Genomic DNA, 20,286 nt, shown 5'->3' on the forward strand with positions numbered 1-20,286 from the left:
GGAGAGCATGTGATGAAACAAGATAACTACCGCATCTGGGTAGCCGTGACATTTGCCTTGTCATTGTGCGTGATAGCCCTCGGGGCCTATACCCGTTTGACCGAAGCCGGCTTGGGGTGTCCGGATTGGCCCGGATGTTATGGTTTTGCTGGCGTGCCAAAAAGTGAAACCCAGCAGGCATTGGCTGCCACCCGCTTTCCTGATGCGCCACTGGAAGTAGACAAAGCTTGGAACGAGATGCTTCACCGCTACGTTGCCGGTACCTTGGGCCTGATGATTTTGGCGCTTAATATCATGGCGTGGCGCAAACCTTCCCGCCCTAAGGGGCTGCCAGCTTTGCTGCTGGCGACCGTTATTTTCCAGGCATTACTCGGGATGTGGACCGTCACCATGGTGCTGATGCCGGTGGTGGTGATGGGGCATTTGCTTGGCGGATTTACGACAGCATCGCTGTTGTTCTTGTTATGGCTGAGGCTTGATCGGGTATCGGTCCACCCATCCGAAGTGAGTACCAGCAATGGCCTGCAGGCTTTTGCCTTATTCGGTTTACTGGTTGTGGTGGGGCAGATCGCCTTGGGGGGCTGGACGGCAGCCAATTATGCGGCGGTGGTCTGTACCCAGTTACCGCTGTGTGAAGTAGATTGGCGGCAGGGCTTTGATACCTCAGCTTTTGCTCTGATCCAGCCAGAGCATGAGACCTATCAGTATGGGGTGCTGGACTACCAGCAGCGGGTCACTATTCATGTCACCCACCGTATCGGGGCAATGGTCACGGCATTGGTGCTAGTTGTCCTTGCCTGTTTGCTGTGGCGGCAAAGGGCGTTGAGGGGTGTGGCTGCGATGATGTTGTTGGTACTAGCTGGTCAAATAGGCCTTGGCATTACCAATGTGGTCGCAAGCCTGCCGTTGTCGGTGGCGGTGGCTCATAACGTCACAGGGGTTTTATTGTTGCTGTCGTTGGTGGCGGTAAATATGCAGGTATACCGGATGCGGCAGTCGGGTAGTTATCCCAATCGAATCGCATCCCGAATGGGTAGCTGATAGGCAAACGGATAAAAAGGCGTGTGGAATAGCCAAAGGAGGGCCTGGGTATGGCAAAGAGTCAGGTTGTAGCAAAAGGGGGCTATAAGCCCCTGTCATCAGGAAGGGTGTGGCAGGACTATTTGACCATGACCAAGCCCAAAGTGGTTGCCATGTTGTTGCTGACTGCACTAGTCGGGATGTGCTTGGCAGTTCCCGGGATCCCGCCACTCAAAGCGGTCGTTTTTGGTTTGGTCGGGATTGGCTTGCAGTCGGCCGCCGCCGCCGCATTCAACCATGTACTTGACCGCCGTTTCGATGCCAAGATGGCGAGGACCTACCATCGCCCCTTGGCCAAAGGACGGGTAGAAACCCATAAAGCGGTGATTTTTGCCTGTGTATTGATGGTGGCTGGGTTTGTGGTGCTGTGGCAGCTCAATGCACTGACTGCATGGTTGACGTTTGCCAGCTTGATTGGTTATGCCTTGGTGTACACCGTTTGGCTCAAGCACGCCACACCGCAGAATATTGTGATCGGTGGCCTAGCAGGGGCCGCGCCACCTCTGCTAGGCTGGACAGCAGTAACGGGTGAGTTGCACTCCCATGCCTTGCTTTTAGTGATGCTGGTCTTTACCTGGACCCCGCCACATTTCTGGGCATTGGCTATCCATCGCCGAGATGATTACGCCAAGGCAGGGATCCCGATGTTGCCGGTGACCCACGGCATAGGCTATACCAAAACCATGGTGCTGCTCTATACCTTGATGTTGGCATTGGTGGGTCTGTTACCTTGGCTGACAGGGATGAGCGGTTGGCTGTACCTGATAGGAAGCAGCGCGCTTAACCTTGGCTTTATCGGTTATGCCGTGAAGCTCAAGTTTGCCGATGAACCCGGCCATGCCTGGGCGACTTTCAAGTACTCGATCTGGCATTTGCTGGCGCTGTTTGTGGTGTTGTTGGCAGATCATTGGCTGGCTGCGTTACTGGTTTAGTATTAATGCCAGTTTGATAATGCTGGTCTGAAAATGGCGGCTTGATAGAGATATCAGGCCGCTTACCCGAATATTCCCATTCTGCAGACTGGGGATGGCCCCTGTGGATTATGTCCATGGGGGCTTTTTATTTGTGGCCAGACACCTGATAATCGCGGGCCGGATGTCGAGAATTGAGGTTGTTGTGCTGCAAGCGTTGCAAGATAGAAACTTACACCGTCAGGTGTTTGCCCTAGCCCTGCCGATGGTGCTGTCGAATATTACCGTTCCCCTGCTGGGTTTGGTTGATGCCGCGGTGATCGGCCACCTTGAGCATGCTTGGTATCTCGGCGGCGTTGCGGTTGGCGGCACCATGATCAATGTGACGTTCTGGTTGCTGGGCTTTTTGCGCATGGCAACAACCGGCCTTAGTGCCCAGGCTTATGGGGCTTCGGACCGTGACGCCCAGGCGGCGGTTTTTATCCAAGGCATGGCACTGGCATGGTTGATGGCACTGGTGCTGATTATCTTCCATAAACCGGTGGCCGATCTGATTTTCCATTTTAGTGCTGCCAGCAGTGAAGTGAAAACCTACGCAGAGCAGTATTTTTCGATCCGGATCTGGGGCGCACCGGCAGCACTGGCGAACTTTGTCATCATGGGGTGGTTGCTCGGCACCCAGAATGCCAAGTTGCCGATGTGGCTATTGATTGTGACCAATATCGTCAACATTGGCTTGGATGTACTGTTTGTACTTGGCTTTGGCTGGAAAGTACAGGGGGCTGCGGCCGCGTCTGTATTGGCAGAATACAGCGGACTGATTTTGGGGGTGTGGTTTGTTTCACGCCAGTGGCGCAGTCATGCGCTGCCAGCCTTGCGCGCCAAGTTAGGGAGTGCCCGCCAGGGGATAGGCCGTCTGCTCAAGCTGAACCGGGATATCTTTCTGCGTAGTTTATGCCTGCAATTAACTTTCACGTTCATGACATTCCAGGGAGCGACTCTCGGCGATAATGTGGTGGCTGCCAATGCGGTGCTAATGAGCTTTCTGATGCTGGTCTCCTATGCGATGGATGGCTTTGCCTATGCTATGGAAGCTATGGTCGGCAAGGCGATTGGTGCCCGCAACCGCGATGAACTTGGGCGCAGTCTGGTGGGGACCACATTCTGGAGCCTGGTGATCTCCTTGGTATTGACCCTAGCATTTGCCCTATTCGGCCGTGAGATCATCGCTTTGATTTCCGATATCCCGGCGGTGCAGCAAGAGGCTGGCCAGTATTTGCCTTGGCTGGCAGCGGTGCCACTGGTAGCGATGTGGTGTTTTTTGCTTGATGGCATCTTTATCGGGGCGACACGCGGGCGCGAGATGCGAAACAGTATGTTTGTCGCAACCTGCTGTTATTTCATCATTTGGTGGTTGCTGTCCGGTTTTGGCAACCATGCGCTGTGGGGAGCGATGCTCGGGTTCATGGCGATGCGCGGGGTTGGTTTGGCGGTTATTTTTGCCATTCAGTGGCAAAAAAATATTTTCCTGCAACCAGCTAGTACAAACAAATAGTTAGGATTAATTGACTTAATTTGTTCAGTTTTGCGGCAAAAAAAGCTATCCAGGTGCAGCATGATCTGTTTAAAATGCGAACAATTCTGTCACCTGGAGGAATAAATGAAAAAAGCAGTACTGGCACTTTTTTTAGCGGTAATCACGATGAGCTGGGTAGCACCAGCAATGGCCGCTATCCAGGGAAAGTCATATAAGGTAAGTGCAACGGCATATAATTCGGTTAGGGCCCAGACCAACTCCAACCCAACGATTGCGGCTTGGGGAGATAGGCTGAAACCGGGCATGAAAGCCATTGCGGTTTCCCGCGACCTACTGAACCGAGGCTTCAAGCGCGGTACGGTGGTGAAAATCTCCGGGCTACCGGGTGAGTATGTGGTACTGGACAAGATGAACAAGCGATGGCGCAATAAGATTGATATCTATATGGGCCAAGATGTTCAAGCCGCAAGGAACTGGGGGCGCCGTAACGTGACCATTACCGTTGTGAGTTCATAATAACGGTATCAAAAACCTGAAAACATAACTGTTCTAGCACTTTGATAGAACCGCTATCTTTTCAGATTCGAGAGCATACCAAGCGGGTTAACAGTTTTATCAACAGCACTATTTGTTTGGTATACAAAAAAGCGAGAGCCTTGGCTCTCGCTTTTTTTATGAGCTTTGCAGCAGTGGCTTAGTAGTAAGAGTGCTCACCACGGGCGTGTTCAGTCACATCGCGAACGCCAGTTAGCTCACCGGCGAACTGGGCTAGCAGCTCTTTTTCGATACCTTCTTTCAAGGTCACATCAACCATTGAACAGCCGTTACAACCGCCGCCGAACTGCAGGATAGCCACACCATCTTCAGTGATTTCAGACAGTGATACATGGCCACCGTGGCCAGCTAGCTGTGGGTTGACCTGAGTTTGGATCACGTAGTCAACACGCTCCATCAGTGGTGCATCATCAGACACTTTGCGTACCTTGGCATTCGGTGCTTTCAGTGTCAGCTGTGAACCCATCTTGTCGGTGACAAAGTCAATCTCAGCATCTTCAAGGAAAGGTAGGCTTAGCTCATCAATGAAAGCCGAAAACAGTTCGAGTTTGATTTCGGTGTCACTGGCTTCCACTGCTTCCGGTGGACAGTAGGACACGCCGCACTCTGCATTTTGCGTACCTGGGTTTACCACGAATACACGGATGTTAGTCCCTTCTGGCTGCTGGGCCAGAAGCTTGCCGAAGTGCTGTTGAGCATTCTCAGAAATAGTAATCATAGACACGACGTAATACCTGACTTATTTAGTAAGATTAATTCTATTCTACTCTTTGCTGCCCTTTCTATCACCCATTAATCGCTGCAACTATGATTTCGGCACGGATCTTGGCGATTTTTATGCAGTTTTTTCTGGTGGGGTAAAGCTGAGGCAGTAGACATCTATCCGTTTTACATCTGCTTGGCGCAACAGTGTTGCGGCTTCCGCAACGGTCGTACCTGTGGTGACGACATCATCGACAAGGGCAACATGGCTCGGCAATTTTCCCCCTTTAAGTATAAATGCTTGCTCGAGGTTATGCTGGCGCTGTGCCTTGCTCAGCGTGTGCTGGGGCGGGGTATAGCGCTGGCGTTTGAGTCGTCGGGTATCCAGTTGACTTCCGGTCTGTCTGGCAATGGCTTGGGCAATGAGGCTGCTTTGGTTAAAGCCGCGTTGGAGCAAGCGCAGGGGATGCAAAGGGATTGGCAGCAGTAAGGGGGCGGGTTCATCGATCTGTTGTGCCATGAGTTCGCCAAGCGGTTGGGCCAACCAGAATTTACGCTGGAATTTCAGCTGGTGGATCAGGTGGCGCAGAGGGAATTGATATTCACCTAGGCGGTAGAAGCGCAGCCAAGGTCTGGGGCTGATCAGGCATTGGCCGCAATGCTCGGCATCTGCGGTTAGTGTATTGCCGCAGTGATGGCAATAAGGCAGGCTGGGAAAGCGGGCAAGACAGTGGCTGCACCATACCGAATGAAGGCCGTCGGCGGGCAAGTGACATAACGGGCAGCGGTGGTAACGGCGCAGAAAGTTGGTGAATTGGTCAAATAGCGATACCATCCGTGTTATCCCTGGTGGCAAATATAGGAAATATAGATGACAGCTGAGCTTCATTGGCAAACGCAAGGACAAGGTTCCGATCTACTTCTCATTCATGGCTGGGGAATGAACGGTGCCGTATGGCAGCAAGTAGTGCCAGTGCTGGCGCAGCACTACCGGGTACATGTGGTGGATCTGCCGGGCTACGGCCACAGCCAGCACCTGCCGGCTGCCGATGTTGATGAAATGGCTCGCCAATTATTGGCGCAGGCACCGGAGCAGGCAATTTGGCTCGGCTGGTCTTTGGGCGGCTTGGTTGTCAAGTCAGCCGCGTTGCAGGCACCGGACAGGGTGCAGCAACTCGTCACGGTGGCAAGCTCTCCGTGCTTTGCTGCGGAAAAAGACTGGCGCGGGATCAAACCGCAAGTGCTGGATGACTTTCGCAGCCAGCTTGATTCGGACTTCAGAGCGACTATCGAGCGGTTTATGGCTCTGCAGGCAATGGGAAGTAAGACTGCCCGCCAGGATATTCGCCAGCTTAAGGAAGCGGTATTGTCCCGTCCTGAGCCAAATCCTGATGCGTTGGCCCTCGGGCTTGATATGCTGGGGCAGGTTGATTTACGCCCATTGCTAGCAACTATCTCCCAGCCTTGGCTACGCTTGTATGGCCGATTGGATGGTTTGGTGCCGGCCAAGGTCGCGCGCGAGCTTGATAAGCTTGCCCCACAGTCACAGCAACATGTGTTTGCGGGTGCTTCACATGCCCCGTTTATCTCCCATCCTGATGAATTTATCGATACGCTAAAAGCATTTACGGGTTAATATAAGTCCCCGCTGGTGAGAAACTGGTGTTAAAGCAAGCGGCCTAAACTTTTTCTCATTTTGGCCGATAGCAAAATTAAGACGTGAATTTTGACGCTATTTTTGTGTTAGCACTATCTTGTTTCGGTGCTAATTGGAGAGGGACAACCAAGATGACAATTGGCACTATCAATCATTCGGCGACGTACACCCCAGCAAGCTTGCAGGTTGCTGCCCAACCCAGCGCTGCAGAAGACAAAGTAGCGACAAAAGGGGCTCAACAACGGGGTGAGATCTCAGCAAGCCAGGCCCCAGCAGCTCAAGCCCCAGCAACTGATACCAAGGTATCCATCTCCGACGATGCGCGTAAGCTTCAGGCTGATGATCGCGTAGCGCAGAGTGCCAAAGCCCAAGAAGCCAGCCTTAAGGAAACTAAGTCTCAGGAGGCGGAAAAAGATATGGGTGATAAGGCAGAAGCCTTTGCCTATGGAGCGCTGGGTATGGATCATCCGGAAGATGTTAAGGCCAACAGCGATGGTTACTATAATGCCGGACAGTGGCTTGCCGCCGCAGGAACTGTTGCAACCGTATTGCTAGCTATTGCCTAGATAAGAAAAATCTCAGGAGAGAGGCTCCAACATGCTAGTCACTCCCGTACAGGTGGGCGCGCCAGCCGTGGCCCCGACAATTAACCCGCCAACCGAGCAAACCGCGCGGGATAATCGTGTACGTGAGAAAATCGTCCCCACCACTGAAATGCAGTCCTCTGCTCAGGAGCGAGCACTGAGCAGTGAAGAGAAGCAACTCAAGAAACCTTCCTGGGATCCGTCCGAACACCCCGATTACCAACAAGCCGTGGAAGAGAAGCAGTACGGCTATCAGGAGTCGATGGAAATGCTGGTCAAGGCGCTGTCGGCCGAAAGCTATATGGCAGATGTCGGCGATCTGGGATATTCCATGCACATAAAACTACCTCGCGAACTACTCGAGGAGCTGGAGCAAATCAGCCAGTCGGAGCGCACCAAGGGTGTCGTCGCCCACAAGTATGCCCAGGCCACTGTGCCCAACCCGCCAACGGAGTATTTGGTGGTGCTTTAAAAAGCTTGTGCTATGGCACAGAAGCGGTTCTATGGCCCTATGGGTGAAAGCCTGAGACTTGTAAAAGTGACCAGCAGTTTAAAGGTTTGACACAGGCTATCGACTTTAAGATTCGGCTTGCAGGACCACAGGACCACAGGACTAAAAAAAGAGCCGACACGAATGCCGGCTCTTTTTGTTTATTGGCCCAACGGCGCTTTACTTCTTCTTCGCGTTAGCAAACGCGGCGGCAAAGGCACCACCCATCGCGCTGTTGCCGTTGCCCGACTGGCGGTCTTGGCGCTGACGCGGTTGCTGATTACGCTGGTTACCCTGAGGGCGGTTTTGCTGCGGCTTACGGGCAGGCTTGTTGTCCTGGCCCGGCTCGTCGCTAAGGCGCATCGACATCCCGATACGGTTACGCTGCAGATCTACCTCCATCACTTTGACCTTGACGATATCACCGGCCTTGACCACTTCACGTGGGTCGGAGACAAACTTGTCCGACAGGGCCGAGATATGCACCAGGCCGTCCTGGTGGACACCGACATCGACGAAGGCACCGAAGTTGGTGACGTTGGTGATCACCCCTTCAAGCACCATGCCAGGGATCAAATCTTTGACCTCGTTAACCCCTTCGGCGAAGGTCGCTGTCTTGAACTCTGGACGTGGGTCGCGGCCCGGCTTGTCGAGCTCGCTGATGATATCGGTTACCGTCGGTAGGCCGAATTTTTCATCGGTATAGTCAGCGGCCTTGATGCTACGCAGGAACTCAGTGTTGCCAATGATGGCATCAAGCGCCTTGTCGTTGGCTGCGGCGATGTTCTTGACCACAGCATAGGACTCCGGGTGAACCGCTGAGCTATCAAGCGGGTTCTTGCCGCCCATGATACGCAGGAAACCGGCACACTGCTCGAATGCCTTTGGCCCGAGGCGGGCGACTTTCTTCAGAGCGGTACGGTTGTCGAACCGGCCGTTCTCATCACGGTAGTTCACGATGTTCTGGGCGATGGTGCCATTCAGGCCTGCCACACGGGTTAGTAGCGCAGGAGAAGCGGTATTTACATCAACGCCGACGGCGTTTACACAGTCCTCGACTACGGCATCCAGGCGCTTGGCCAGCATGCTCTGGCTGACGTCGTGCTGGTACTGGCCCACACCGATCGATTTCGGATCGATCTTCACCAGCTCGGCCAGTGGGTCTTGCAGGCGGCGGCCGATAGACACGGCGCCACGCAGCGACACATCCAGTTGCGGGAATTCGTTGGCAGCCAATTCTGACGCCGAGTAAACTGATGCGCCAGCTTCGCTGACCATCACGCTTTGGATTTTGAGGTTATTGTCCTTGAGCAGGGCGGCAACAAAGCTGTCTGTTTCACGTGAAGCAGTACCGTTACCGATCGCAATCAGATCAACGTTGTGCTTGTTCAGCAGTGCCAGCAAGGTAGCTTCGGCTTCCGCCACGCGGGCACGGGCGGTATGCGGGTAGATAGTAGCAGTATCGAGCAGTTTGCCGGTCGCATCGACAACCGCTACCTTACAGCCAGTTCGTAGGCCCGGGTCAAGAGCCAGCGTGACGCGTGGGCCAGCCGGGGCTGCCATCAGCAAGTCTTTCAGGTTATCGGCAAACACCTGCATGGCGCCGTCTTCGGCTTTTTCTTTCAGAGCAGCCATTAGCTCGGTTTCTAGGTGCATGGCAATTTTGATGCGCCATGCCCAGCTGATCACCTGCTTGCGCCAGGTATCAGCGGCCTGGGTGCCCAGTTTCACACCGAGGTGATCGGCAATCATTACTTCGCAGTAGGAGCCGCGAACGCCTTCTTCCTGGTTAGGGTCGGCGTTAAGGCTGATCTGCAAAAAGCCTTCGTTGCGACCACGGAACAGGGCCAAAGCACGGTGCGAAGGAATATTCTTGAAGACTTCGTTGTACTCGAAGTAGTCCTTGAATTTGGCGCCTTCCTGCTCTTTGCCTTCAACCACACGCGAGGTCAGTTCGGCCTGGGAGAGTAGGTGGCGGCGGATTTTCTCCAGCAGCGCAGCATCTTCGGCAAAGCGCTCCATCAATATAGCGCGGGCACCATCGAGCACGGCTTTGGTGTCGGCAAAGCCCTTGTTGGTATCGACGTAAGCTGCGGCGCTGTCTTCCGGCGTTTGGCTTGGATCGTTCCACAGCGAGTCGGCCAGTGGCTCAATGCCTGCTTCAATGGCGATCTGGCCTTTGGTGCGGCGCTTGGGCTTGTAAGGCAGGTAGAGATCTTCAAGGCGGGTCTTGCTGTCGGCACCCGCGATGGCCGCTTCGAGCTCGGCCGTTAATTTGCCCTGCTCGGTAATGGATTTGATGATCACCTGGCGGCGGTCTTCGAGCTCGCGCAGGTAGCCGAGGCGAGATTCCAGGTTGCGGAGCTGGGTGTCATCCAGCCCACCAGTGACTTCCTTACGGTAACGGGCCACGAAAGGCACGGTGTTACCATCATCGAGCAAAGTGATGGCCGCTGTAACTTGTTCCTGGCGAACATTCAGCTCAGTGGCAATCATCTGGTTGATCGTATTGCTCATCCGTTCATTTCTCTTGTTGTCTGGTATAGGCCCATTTTACGGGCGATAGGAATGCAGGCAAGGTATCGCGTGTTAGCGAACTGTCAGTAACTGACTGCGCCCCGCATCATGGGGCTAAGGCCTCGCTCTATTGATAGCGAATGCTGTTGACGAACCACTCTTTCTTGCCGGCAGGTGTATTAACCTCGATGTCGTCATCGACTTCTTTTTTCAGCAGCGCCCGGGCCATCGGCGAGTCAATCGAGATGTAGTCGTTGCGGCCGTAGATTTCGTCCGGGCCGACAATGCGGAAGGATTTGGTTTCGCCGTCGTCGTTCTCGATTTCGACCCAGGCACCGAAGAACACCTTGCCATCTTGCTGGGGAGAATAATCGACGACCTGTACCTGCTCGAGCCGTTTGCGCAGGTAGCGGACCCGGCGGTCGATTTCGCGCAGGCGTTTTTTGTTGTACTGGTAGTCGGCGTTTTCTGAGCGATCGCCGAGGCTGGCTGCCCAAGTCACCTTCTTGGTGACTTCGGGGCGCTCTTCCCTCCATAGGAAATCGAGCTCGTTTTTCAGTTTGTCATAGCCCTCGCGGGTAATGAGGTTGGTTTTCATCGCAGGATCCGGTTTCTATCGGGTTGCTGGAAGCTGAATGTCTCTGTTGCTGCCAATAGTCGTTCGGCACGAGGCACAGATCAAGTCTCAACCACTCAGAATGCGTATTGTTTTGGATAGTTCCTTGAATTTAGGTTAGTTTAAAGGGTAGGTAAACAAAGAATGTTGTCACACTCGCAGAGGGAAGCCAGGCGAAAACGGGCTATGCTGACATAAACGGTAACAATTTAGTGGTTATTTTAGCGGCAAATTTCAGCTAACCGCTGGGAACGTCGAGTAAAATACGCCCAAAGCACGATAACCTCAGTCGATGCAAGTAAGGTGAGATATGCAGGAAAATTATAAGATTCTAGTTGTTGATGATGACATGCGCCTGCGTGCGCTGCTGGAGCGTTACCTGTCTGAGCAGGGCTTCCAGGTGCGTAGCGTGGCCAACGGTGAGCAAATGGACCGCTTATTGTCCCGTGAAACCTTCCACCTGATGGTATTGGATTTGATGCTGCCGGGCGAAGATGGCTTGTCGATTTGCCGCCGTTTGCGTAATGCCAACAACATGCTGCCAATCCTGATGCTGACCGCCAAGGGTGACGAAGTAGACCGTATTGTCGGCTTGGAAGTCGGCGCTGACGACTACCTGCCTAAGCCATTCAACCCGCGTGAATTGCTGGCTCGTATCCGTGCCGTATTGCGTCGCCAGACGGTTGAAGCGCCGGGTGCACCGAGTGTCGACAGCAAGATCATCGAATTCGGCGAGTTCCGCCTGAACCTAGGTACCCGCGAAATGTTCCGCGGCGAAGAGTCGATGCCGCTGACATCGGGTGAATTTGCGGTATTGAAAGCACTGGTAACTAATGCCCGCGAACCAATGTCCCGCGACAAGCTGATGAACATGGCCCGTGGCCGTGAATACTCGGCGATGGAGCGTTCGATTGACGTTCAGATCTCCCGCCTGCGCCGGATGATCGAAGAAGACCCTAGCCGCCCACGCTACATTCAGACCGTATGGGGACTGGGCTACGTATTCGTACCGGACGGCAGCGAGGCGTAAGCCATGCGACTGTCGCCACGCAGTACCTTTACCCGGACACTGATCCTTCTGGCTGGCTTGCTGATAGCCAGCCAGATTTTCTCCTACCTAGCGGTACTCAACTACGCCTTGCTGCCAAGCTTGCAGCAGTTCAACCGGATCCTTGCCTACGAGGTACGGTTGATGCTCAAGGAAGATGTTGAGCTCGCCGACGGTAATACCTTCCACCTTGATACTCCGCTGAGGCGTCAGTTGCTCGAGCAGCTCGGGGTAACCCTGCATGCTGAGGACGGGAGCGATCCTGACCACGATGATGAACTGCAGGAGTTTGCCAAAGCCACGGTGATTGAATACCTCAGCGAGGAGATGACCCAGGAGCTGGAGTCGCCAACCGAGGTGCGTCTGGTGCTGGGGGCCGACAGCTATGTGCTATGGCTCAGGAGTGAATCGATACCCGGCTTCCTGATGCGGATCCCGTTGTCTGAATTGCAGGAAGACGATTTCTCGCCGCTGTTCCACTACAGTCTGATCATTGCCTTTATGGTGATTGCTGGTGGCTGGTTGTTTATCCGGATCCAGAACCGCCCGTTGGTGGCGCTGGAGCAAGCTGCCTTGCAGGTGGCGAAGGGAGAAACACCACCGGTATTGCCTGAACGTGGCGCGTCGGAAATACGAGCGGTGACCAAGGCATTCAACCGGATGTCGGCGGGGATCAAGCAGCTCGAAGATGACCGCGCCCTGTTGATGGCCGGTGTCAGTCATGACTTGCGTACACCTTTGACCCGTATTCGCCTGGCAACCGAAATGATGTCGCCGGAAGATAGCTATTTGGCTGAGAGTATGATCAACGATACCGAAGAGTGTAATGAGATCATCAGCCAGTTTATGGATTACCTGAAGTCGACCAAGAAGCAGGCGGAAGAAGAGCTTGAGCTCAACTACCTGCTGGAAGAGGTAGCTGAAGCCGAAGGCGGATACGAGCGCCAGGTCGAGCTTGAGCTGGCGGATATCCCTGGCGTGATTATCGGCAATGGTGTCTCCATCAAGCGCTCCATCGCCAATCTGGTGGTCAATGCCCAGCGTTACGGCAATGGATTGGTCAAGATTTCCAGCGGTACCGCTGCCGATCGCAAGAGTGCCTGGTTCTGTGTCGAGGATGATGGCCCGGGTATCGAGCCTGATCAGGTGGCGAGGATGTTCCAGCCGCTTACTCGCGGAGATACTGCCCGCGGTACTGATACAGAAGGTACCGGCTTGGGGCTGGCAATCGTCAAACGTATCATCGACCAGCATGAAGGGGTGATTCAGGTGTCCAACCGCCGTGAAGGTGGCCTGCGGGTACAGATCAGCTTGCCGCTGCATGCCAAGAAATAGCGGCTGAGCAAGCTTGTTCAATAATAAAAAAGCGAGGCTAATGCCTCGCTTTTTTATTGCCTGCTTTCAGGGATTGGCCCTGTTTCTAAGCATTAGACCTGCTTTTATGCATTAGAGTAGTTCTCCCGTTGGCCGAGCCAGCGGTCGATGATGGCCTTGGCGTTGTCTGGGTAGTTGTCGTGCAGGTAGCGGGCAAGCTTTTGGACTTGCGGGATCAGGTGCTGGTCACGGACCAGGTCGGCAACCTTGAATTCGGCAATACCGGTCTGCTTGGTGCCCAGCAGTTCGCCGGGGCCGCGGATTTCCAAATCACGCTGGGCGATGACAAAGCCGTCGCTGCTCTCGCGCAGTACCCCGAGGCGTTTCTGCGCGGTTTTCGACAGCGGCGCATGGTAGAGCAGTACACAGTGGCTGGCGACGCTGCCCCGGCCAACCCGGCCGCGTAACTGGTGAAGCTGGGCCAGGCCGAGACGCTCCGGGTTCTCAATCACCATCAAACTTGAGTTGGGAACGTCAACACCGACTTCGATAACCGTGGTAGCAACTAGCAGATGCAGCTCACCATCTTTGAAGCGCTTCATCACTTCCTGCTTTTCCGCCGGTTTCATCCGGCCATGAACCAGCCCGATATTGAGTTCGGGTAACTGGGCGGTCAGCTCGTCGGCGGTATCGGAGGCAGCCTGGGCTTCCAATACTTCGGACTCATCAATCAGGGTGCAGACCCAATAGGCTTGGCGGCCTTCATTGAGGCAGGCCGAGCGGATGCGCTCGATGATCTCCTGACGACGCGAGTCGGGCAGGGCAACGGTTTGGATCGGGGTTCGGCCCGGTGGCAGCTCATCGATAACCGAGGTTTCCAAATCGGCGTAGGCGGTCATTGCCAGGGTACGCGGGATCGGGGTAGCAGTCATGATCAGCTGGTGAGGATAGCAGCCGCCGTTGGCCCCTTTCTCGCGCAGCTCAAGGCGTTGGTGGACACCGAAGCGGTGCTGCTCGTCAATAATCACCAGAGCGAGGTTATTGAACACGACTTGCTCCTGGAACAGAGCATGAGTACCGACCACCATTTTGGCTTCGCCGCTTTCGATGCGGGCGAGCTCCTTGTCGCGGGCTTTGCCCTTGAGTTTGCCGGCCAGCCAGCCGACTTCAATCCCCAGAGGGTTGAGCCAGGCGGCAAAGTTGATCGCATGCTGCTCGGCCAGCAGTTCGGTTGGTGCCATCAGCGCAACCTGATAGCCATGTTCGATAGCTCGTAGAGCGGCCAGCGCGGCAACCAATGTCTTTCCAGAGCCCACATCGCCCTGAACCAGGCGCATCATAGGGTGGGGCACGGCAAGATCGCGCTCGATATCTGCTACCACCCTCTGCTGGGCACCGGTCGGACTAAACGGCAGGCTGGCCAACAGTTTGTCCTTGAGCGTATTACTCTCTGCAAGCGGCCAGGCGGCATGGCGCTGGCTCTTGTGGCGTACTGCCAGCATCGACAGGTTCTGTGCCAGCAGTTCTTCGAGGATCAGGCGCTGCTGGGCCGGGTGCTTGCCTTCCTCGAGCTGGTCGAGTGAAACATCCGGTGTAGGTCGGTGCATGATATGTAGGGCTTGAGATAGGGTCATCTGGCGGTCGTATAAACCTTCGGGCAGCAGCTCACGCACCGCCGACTTGTCGAGCAGGCGCATGGCTTGGTCTGTGAGGTTGCGAAGAGTTAGCTGGCGCAGGCCGTCGGTAGTCGGATAGACCGGTGTCAGGGTTTCCTCGGTGCTAAGCTCGGTCGGCTCTGAGAAGACTTTGTAGTCGGGGTGGATGATCTCCAGCCCGTACTTGCCGCGCTTGATTTCGCCATAAGCTTTGACCTGTTTGCCTTCACTGAGGCTGTTCTTCATCGCAGCATTGAAGTTGAAAAAACGCAAGGTAGCACTACCACTCTGATCGCTGATCTTGACGGTCAGCATCCGGCGTTTGCCGAAAGTGATGTTGCTGCTCAGCACTTCGCCTTGAACAGTGAGGTGCTGGCCAGCCATAGCACTGGCAATCGGCCAGATCCGAGTGCGGTCTTCGTAGCGGAGCGGCAGGTGGAATAGGAGGTCCTGCACCGTATGCAAACCGATTTTTTCCAGTTTTTCTGCCATTTTGGCACCAACACCCGACAGTTCGGTCAGGGCTATAGTATCGAGAAGTTGTCCGCTCATTACTACTCCATTATGGCCACATCCGTTATGGCTACATCCGTTTAAGGTAAGGTCTTTTTCTTTTTCGGCTCGGTTGCCTGCATGATGCTCCACCACTGTTCGTCGGCAGCGATCTGACCATGCTCGTCCAGCGGCGGGTAAGGCAGCCCTTTGCGGCGGGCAACTTTTGCCAGCACCGGATGGCCGCGCTCGAACAGGATACGGTGAACCACTTCATCAGGCAGCAGGGTTTTCTCTCGGTTATACATACCGGCATTTTGGCGCTGTCGTTGTGCTTCGTAAAGGATCAGGGCACTGGCCACCGAGACATTCAATGACTGTACCATACCTACCATCGGGATGATGATATCCTGATCGGCCATCGATAGCGCTTCAGCGGTGATCCCGTTTTTCTCACCGCCTAGGATTACAGCAGTCGGCTTGGTGTAATCTACCTCACGGAAATCAATCGCAGTGTCTGAAAGGTTGGTGGCCAGTACCTGCATACCCTGAGCCTTGAGTGTGCTGACTGCATTGACCATTGAGTCGTGGGTTTCCAGTTCGACCCAGTTGCGGGCGCCTGCCGAGGTGTTGCCCAGCATCCGCATGCCGCTGCTTGGCCATACGGCATGGACCTTGTGGATCCCGACTGCATCGGCAGTACGGACAATGGCCGAGACATTGTTGGGCTTGTGGACTTCTTCCATGCACACCGTCAAGTCTGGCTGACGGGTGGCAAGGACCTCATGGATACGTTGGAAGCGTTCTGGGCTCATGTTCTGTTACCTAAAGAAAACGCCCGCGAGCGGGCGTTTTTTATTCTGTGACGGGCCAGTTGGATACTGGCGCGGTTTAGTTTTTCTGGCGTGAAACACGCACCACGTTAGGCATTACTCGGATCCGGCGCATGATATTGGCCAGATGGATACGTCCTTTGGTGGTCAGGCGCACGGTAATGGTATATAGGCGACCGTCTTTTTCTTCCGTTGCCAGGCCCTGGATATTCGATCCGGTGGCAGCAATGGTGTTGGTCAAGTCAGCCAGTGCACCTTGGTGGTTCTGCATATCGACCTTGAGTGAGGTGACAAACTCCTGCTCGAAGTCCTCGCTCCACTCGACCGCCATGTATTTGTCCGGCTCTCTCTGGTAGCCGCGGATGTTGGCACATTCTTCGCGGTGAATAACCAGGCCTTTACCCGGGCTGACATGGGCCATGATCGGATCACCATGGATAGGGTGACAGCAGTTGGCAAAGGTCAGCAGGATGCCGTCGGCACCGCGGATAGGAAGGCGCTGATCGGACTCCTTCGGCGTTAGCTCATCGGCACTGCCAAGCAAGCGGCGGGCAATCACCACACTCATCAATTCACCAAGGCCAATCTCGGCCAGCAGATCTTCGAGGCTGGTCAGACGTAGGTCGGTCAGTACCTGATGCAGGTTATTGTCATCGATCTGGTCGATGTTGATTGCTCCCAACGCATGGTTGAGCAGGCGGCGGCCAAGGGTAATTGACTCTTCGCGACGCATGGTCTTGAGCACCTGACGGATCTTGGTGCGGGCGCGGGAGGTCACCACGTAGTTGAGCCATGCCGCGTTCGGGCGGGCACCCGGCGCACTGATGATCTCAATAGTTTGGCCGTTTTTCAGCGGTTTGCTGAGCGGATAAGGCTGGCGTTCGACTCGGGCACCGACACAAGCGTTGCCGACATCGGTATGTACGGCATAAGCAAAGTCGACCGCTGTCGCACCGACCGGGAGCTCAACAATTCGGCCTTTCGGCGTAAAGACGTAAAGCTCATCCGGGAACAGATCGGATTTAACGTTCTCGATAAACTCGAACGAGCTACCGGCACTCTGCTGCAGTTCCAGCAGGCTCTGCATCCAGCGCTGGGCTTTGACCTGCGCGGTGGTACCGGAGCTTTCACCATCCTTGTAGGCCCAGTGGGCGGCAACCCCTTTGTCGGCCATCTGATCCATATCTTCGGTACGGATCTGGACTTCGACGGGTACCCCGTGCGGGCCGACCAGCGAGGTGTGCAGAGACTGGTAGCCGTTGGCTTTCGGAATGGCGATATAGTCTTTCATCCGGCTCGGACGCGGCTTGTACAGGTTGTGGACCTGTCCCAATACGCGATAGCAGGTATCCAGATCCTTGACCAGCACGCGGAATGCGTAGATGTCCATGATCGAATGGAAGCGCTGCTCCTTGTTCTTCATCTTGTTGTAGATGGAGTACAGGTTCTTCTCGCGGCCTTGCACGGTGCCTTCGATCCCCGCGTCTTTGAGGCGACCCTCAATTTCGGCGTGGATCTTGTTAATCATTTCTTTGCGGTTACCCCTCGCGGCAGCCACCACTTCCTTCAACACACGGTAACGGTTCGGATACAGGGCTTCGAAACCCAGCTCCTCCAGTTCGGTCTTGATGTTGTGGATACCCAGGCGGTGCGCCAGCGGAGAGAAAATCTCCAGCGTTTCGCGGGCAATTCGGCGGCGTTTGTCCGGACGCAGGGCACCCAAGGTGCGCATGTTGTGCGTGCGGTCGGCCAACTTGATGAGGATAACGCGGATGTCATGGGCCATTGCCATGATCATCTTGCGGAAGTTCTCGGCTTGCGCTTCTTTGCGGTCGCGGAACTTCAGCTTGTCCAGCTTGGAGACCCCATCTACCAGCTCGGCCACGGTAGAGCCAAAGCGACTGTCGAGATCGTCTTTGGTGACCTCGGTATCTTCGATGACATCGTGGAGTAGGGCTGCCATCAAGGTTTCGTAGTCGAGGCGCATTTCGGCCAGGATACGGGCAACGGCAATAGGGTGGATGATGTAAGGTTCGCCACTGGAGCGGGTCTGCCCTTCGTGGGCATCGCGCGCAACGAGATAGGCCTGCCTGAGCGCCTCTATTTGGGACTCAGGCAGGTATTCGATCGCGACTTCTTTCAGGCTATCAAAAAGATACAATTCGCCCGGTTCCCTGAATTAACGGTTGTCGCCGGCAATAGCGCTAACAGCTGCTAGCTCTGCTGCTTCTTGCTCTTGAAGTTCCTGACGCTCGCGAGCATCAAGGATATCTTTGGTGATTAGGCCTTCTTCGATTTCACGAAGCGCGATCACTGTGTACTTGTCGTTTTCTTCTGGAACCAGTGGATCCTTACCGCCAGTTTGCATCTGACGAGCGCGGCGTGAAGCAATTTGGATTAGATCGAAACGGTTGCCAATTTTATCAACAGCGTCTTGAACGGTTACGCGTGCCATGGAGGACTCCAGTGGTTATATAAATAAAGATGGAAAATTGTACAAAAATACTTACTGTTCTGCCAGTAGAGCATTGAGCATGCTGTTATATTTAGCAGCTTGCTTGTCTTGCTTCAATCGTTCTGCACGGATAATGGCTTTGAAATCCATCAGCGCAACATCGAAATCATCATTAACGATCACATAATCGTATTCGTTGTAATGAGAGATTTCCGAACGGGCTTCCTCCATGCGGCGGGCGATAACAGCATCGCTGTCCTGACCACGGGCATTGAGGCGGCGCTCCAGCTCTTCTTTCGAAGGCGGCAGGATAAACAGGCTTTTTGCTTGTGGCATCTGCTTGCGGATCTGGCGGGCACCCTGCCAATCGATATCGAGGAATACGTCGATACCTTTGTTCAGCTGCTGCTCGATCCAAGGGCGAGATGTGCCGTAGTAGTTGCCGAAAACTTCAGCGTGCTCAAGGAATGCACCTTGTTCTACTAGTTCTTGGAACTCTTCTACGCTAACGAAATTGTAATGAACACCGTGCTCTTCGCCCGGACGCATGCCGCGGGTTGTATGAGAGACGGATACTTTCATGTCATAGACCGGGTTGGTTTCCAACAGGGCGTTAATCAGACTGGATTTGCCTGCGCCGCTCGGGGCCGACACAATGTATAGAGTACCTTTGCTCATTGCCTATTTTCACTCAGTGATAGAAGGGCGCGCAGATTATCATGATCTGCGCGCAAAAGAAATTAGCTGGTTGCTTGAAAATTCAACTTTTTGCTCGAGTTAAAGTTAAGCCTAGTTGGAATTTATGATCATTTCATGCCAGCGCAATGATCACCCCGAGCTTTAGCGCTGCCCGGGGCGCAATGGGAGGTTACTCGATATTCTGGATCTGCTCGCGCATCTGCTCGATGAGCACTTTTAGCTCAACAGCCGCGGCAGTGATCTCGGTGTTGATCGATTTCGAGGCCAGGGTGTTCGATTCGCGGTTGAACTCCTGCATCATGAAGTCTAGGCGGCGGCCACAGGCGCCACCTTTTTTCATGATTTTCTGGGTTTCTTTGACGTGTGAGTCCAGACGGTCCAATTCTTCGGCGACATCGCTCTTCTGCGCCAGCATGATCAGCTCCTGCTCGACGCGGTTGGCATCAAGTTCGACCTTGGCTTCTTCCAAGCGGGTCATGATGCGTTCGCGCTGCCAGTTCAGTACTTCCGGCATCATGCTGCGAACCTTGGTTGCTTCAACAGAGATCGCTTCAAGGCGCTGGTCGATTAGCGCTTTCATGTTTTCGCCTTCGCTGGCGCGGGCGGCAATGAAGTCATCAACCGTGCTATCGAATGCAGCGAGCAGATCTTTGTTGATAGCATCGAGGTCTTGCTCCGGCGCTTCCATCACACCCGGCCAGTTCAGGACCTGGAATGGACCGACACTGCCTTCACCTGAGGTTTCTTTTACCCACTTGGCGGCATTGATCACCTGCTTGGCCAGTTCTTCATTGATTTTCAGCTCGGTATTGGCTGCTGGGTTCACTTCAAAACGCAGGTTGCATTCTACCTTGCCGCGGGCCAGACGCTTGCGGAAACGCTCACGCAATACAGGCTCCAGGCTGCGGAATTGCTCAGGCATACGCAGGTAGGTTTCAAGGTAGCGTTGGTTTACCGAGCGGATTTCCCAAACGGCTGTGCCCCAGTCGGCTTTGACTTCGCGACGGGCGTAGGCGGTCATGCTATGAATCATTGGCTAGTGGCCTCTAATAGTGGTGGTTGATAACTGCTTTGGGTGGGGTGCCTTGGGCAAGCCACCGTCATCGATGTGCAAGTGGTGCGCAGTTATCCGGATGTCACG

19 protein-coding genes are annotated in these 20,286 nt (G+C 54.5%); 9 read left to right on the forward strand and 10 right to left on the reverse strand.

What is annotated here, in order from left to right; all coding sequences use genetic code 11:
- The first annotated feature begins 12 nt into the window (after window positions 1-12).
- The 4 genes from ACXAD4_RS00485 (at window position 13) to ACXAD4_RS00500 (ending at window position 4,044) form a co-directional block, all read left to right on the forward strand.
- Window positions 13-1,041 (forward strand): COX15/CtaA family protein, encoded by a 1,029-nt coding sequence (locus ACXAD4_RS00485; RefSeq protein ID WP_475237844.1) that lies wholly within the window; start codon window positions 13-15, stop codon window positions 1,039-1,041.
- A gap of 50 nt (window positions 1,042-1,091) precedes the next feature.
- On the forward strand, window positions 1,092-2,012 hold the full coding sequence (gene cyoE, locus ACXAD4_RS00490) for a heme o synthase (RefSeq protein ID WP_475237847.1): 921 nt from the start codon (window positions 1,092-1,094) through the stop codon (window positions 2,010-2,012).
- Between the two features lie 184 nt (window positions 2,013-2,196).
- The gene (gene dinF / locus ACXAD4_RS00495) at window positions 2,197-3,546 is read left to right on the forward strand and encodes an MATE family efflux transporter DinF (protein WP_475242675.1); all 1,350 of its coding nucleotides are present in this window, start codon (window positions 2,197-2,199) and stop codon (window positions 3,544-3,546) included.
- Window positions 3,547-3,651: 105 nt separating this feature from the next.
- Entirely contained in the window at window positions 3,652-4,044 is a 393-nt protein-coding gene (locus ACXAD4_RS00500) for a 3D domain-containing protein (RefSeq protein ID WP_475237848.1), read from the forward strand.
- Window positions 4,045-4,222: 178 nt separating this feature from the next.
- Here the strand turns inward: ACXAD4_RS00500 and nfuA are convergent, their stop codons facing one another.
- Both nfuA and ACXAD4_RS00510 read right to left on the reverse strand, forming a co-directional pair.
- The gene (gene nfuA, locus ACXAD4_RS00505) at window positions 4,223-4,801 is read right to left on the reverse strand and encodes a Fe-S biogenesis protein NfuA (RefSeq protein WP_475242676.1); all 579 of its coding nucleotides are present in this window, start codon (window positions 4,799-4,801) and stop codon (window positions 4,223-4,225) included.
- A gap of 117 nt (window positions 4,802-4,918) precedes the next feature.
- Complete coding sequence (locus tag ACXAD4_RS00510) at window positions 4,919-5,620, reverse strand: phosphoribosyltransferase family protein (RefSeq protein WP_475237850.1); 702 nt, start codon at window positions 5,618-5,620, stop codon at window positions 4,919-4,921.
- 36 nt (window positions 5,621-5,656) lie between these two features.
- On the opposite strand from ACXAD4_RS00510, the gene bioH reads away from it, so the two are divergent.
- The 3 genes from bioH to ACXAD4_RS00525 all read left to right on the forward strand — a co-directional run bounded on the left by bioH (window position 5,657) and on the right by ACXAD4_RS00525 (window position 7,498).
- Window positions 5,657-6,421, forward strand: coding sequence for a pimeloyl-ACP methyl ester esterase BioH (gene bioH / locus ACXAD4_RS00515; RefSeq protein ID WP_475237852.1), 765 nt, complete (start codon window positions 5,657-5,659; stop codon window positions 6,419-6,421).
- A 152-nt stretch (window positions 6,422-6,573) separates the two neighbouring features.
- A complete protein-coding gene (locus ACXAD4_RS00520) occupies window positions 6,574-7,008 on the forward strand; it encodes a hypothetical protein (protein WP_475237854.1) in 435 nt (144 codons plus the stop codon).
- A 31-nt stretch (window positions 7,009-7,039) separates the two neighbouring features.
- Entirely contained in the window at window positions 7,040-7,498 is a 459-nt protein-coding gene (locus tag ACXAD4_RS00525; RefSeq protein ID WP_475237856.1) for an ATP-dependent Lon protease, read from the forward strand.
- A 198-nt stretch (window positions 7,499-7,696) separates the two neighbouring features.
- Here ACXAD4_RS00525 and ACXAD4_RS00530 read toward each other — a convergent pair whose 3' ends face one another.
- Together ACXAD4_RS00530 and greB are read right to left on the reverse strand one after the other, a co-directional pair.
- Window positions 7,697-10,033 (reverse strand): Tex family protein, encoded by a 2,337-nt coding sequence (locus tag ACXAD4_RS00530; protein ID WP_475237858.1) that lies wholly within the window; start codon window positions 10,031-10,033, stop codon window positions 7,697-7,699.
- Between the two features lie 127 nt (window positions 10,034-10,160).
- Complete coding sequence (gene greB, locus ACXAD4_RS00535; RefSeq protein WP_475237860.1) at window positions 10,161-10,631, reverse strand: transcription elongation factor GreB; 471 nt, start codon at window positions 10,629-10,631, stop codon at window positions 10,161-10,163.
- A gap of 328 nt (window positions 10,632-10,959) precedes the next feature.
- Between greB and ompR the strand changes: the two genes are divergently transcribed.
- Both ompR and envZ read left to right on the forward strand, forming a co-directional pair.
- Entirely contained in the window at window positions 10,960-11,679 is a 720-nt protein-coding gene (gene ompR, locus ACXAD4_RS00540) for an osmolarity response regulator transcription factor OmpR (RefSeq protein WP_039457175.1), read from the forward strand.
- 3 nt (window positions 11,680-11,682) lie between these two features.
- Window positions 11,683-13,032 carry a two-component system sensor histidine kinase EnvZ gene (envZ, locus tag ACXAD4_RS00545; RefSeq protein WP_475237863.1) on the forward strand — a complete coding sequence of 450 codons (1,350 nt, stop codon included), beginning with the start codon at window positions 11,683-11,685 and terminating at the stop codon, window positions 13,030-13,032.
- A gap of 104 nt (window positions 13,033-13,136) precedes the next feature.
- On the opposite strand, the gene recG is transcribed toward envZ, so the two are convergent.
- The 6 genes from recG to ACXAD4_RS00575 all read right to left on the reverse strand — a co-directional run bounded on the left by recG (window position 13,137) and on the right by ACXAD4_RS00575 (window position 20,178).
- Window positions 13,137-15,218 carry an ATP-dependent DNA helicase RecG gene (recG, locus tag ACXAD4_RS00550; protein WP_475237866.1) on the reverse strand — a complete coding sequence of 694 codons (2,082 nt, stop codon included), beginning with the start codon at window positions 15,216-15,218 and terminating at the stop codon, window positions 13,137-13,139.
- 41 nt (window positions 15,219-15,259) lie between these two features.
- Window positions 15,260-15,973, reverse strand: coding sequence for a tRNA (guanosine(18)-2'-O)-methyltransferase TrmH (trmH, locus tag ACXAD4_RS00555; RefSeq protein ID WP_107298953.1), 714 nt, complete (start codon window positions 15,971-15,973; stop codon window positions 15,260-15,262).
- 76 nt (window positions 15,974-16,049) lie between these two features.
- Window positions 16,050-18,152 carry a bifunctional GTP diphosphokinase/guanosine-3',5'-bis pyrophosphate 3'-pyrophosphohydrolase gene (gene spoT / locus ACXAD4_RS00560; protein WP_475237868.1) on the reverse strand — a complete coding sequence of 701 codons (2,103 nt, stop codon included), beginning with the start codon at window positions 18,150-18,152 and terminating at the stop codon, window positions 16,050-16,052.
- An 18-nt stretch (window positions 18,153-18,170) separates the two neighbouring features.
- Window positions 18,171-18,446, reverse strand: coding sequence for a DNA-directed RNA polymerase subunit omega (gene rpoZ / locus ACXAD4_RS00565; protein ID WP_107349751.1), 276 nt, complete (start codon window positions 18,444-18,446; stop codon window positions 18,171-18,173).
- Between the two features lie 51 nt (window positions 18,447-18,497).
- The gene (gene gmk / locus ACXAD4_RS00570) at window positions 18,498-19,124 is read right to left on the reverse strand and encodes a guanylate kinase (RefSeq protein WP_107298955.1); all 627 of its coding nucleotides are present in this window, start codon (window positions 19,122-19,124) and stop codon (window positions 18,498-18,500) included.
- Window positions 19,125-19,314: 190 nt separating this feature from the next.
- Window positions 19,315-20,178: a YicC/YloC family endoribonuclease gene (locus ACXAD4_RS00575; protein WP_475237871.1), complete on the reverse strand. Its 864-nt coding sequence runs from the start codon at window positions 20,176-20,178 to the stop codon at window positions 19,315-19,317.
- Between the last annotated feature and the right edge of the window lie 108 nt (window positions 20,179-20,286).

Source organism: Photobacterium sp. AWH4_225, assembly GCF_056158405.1.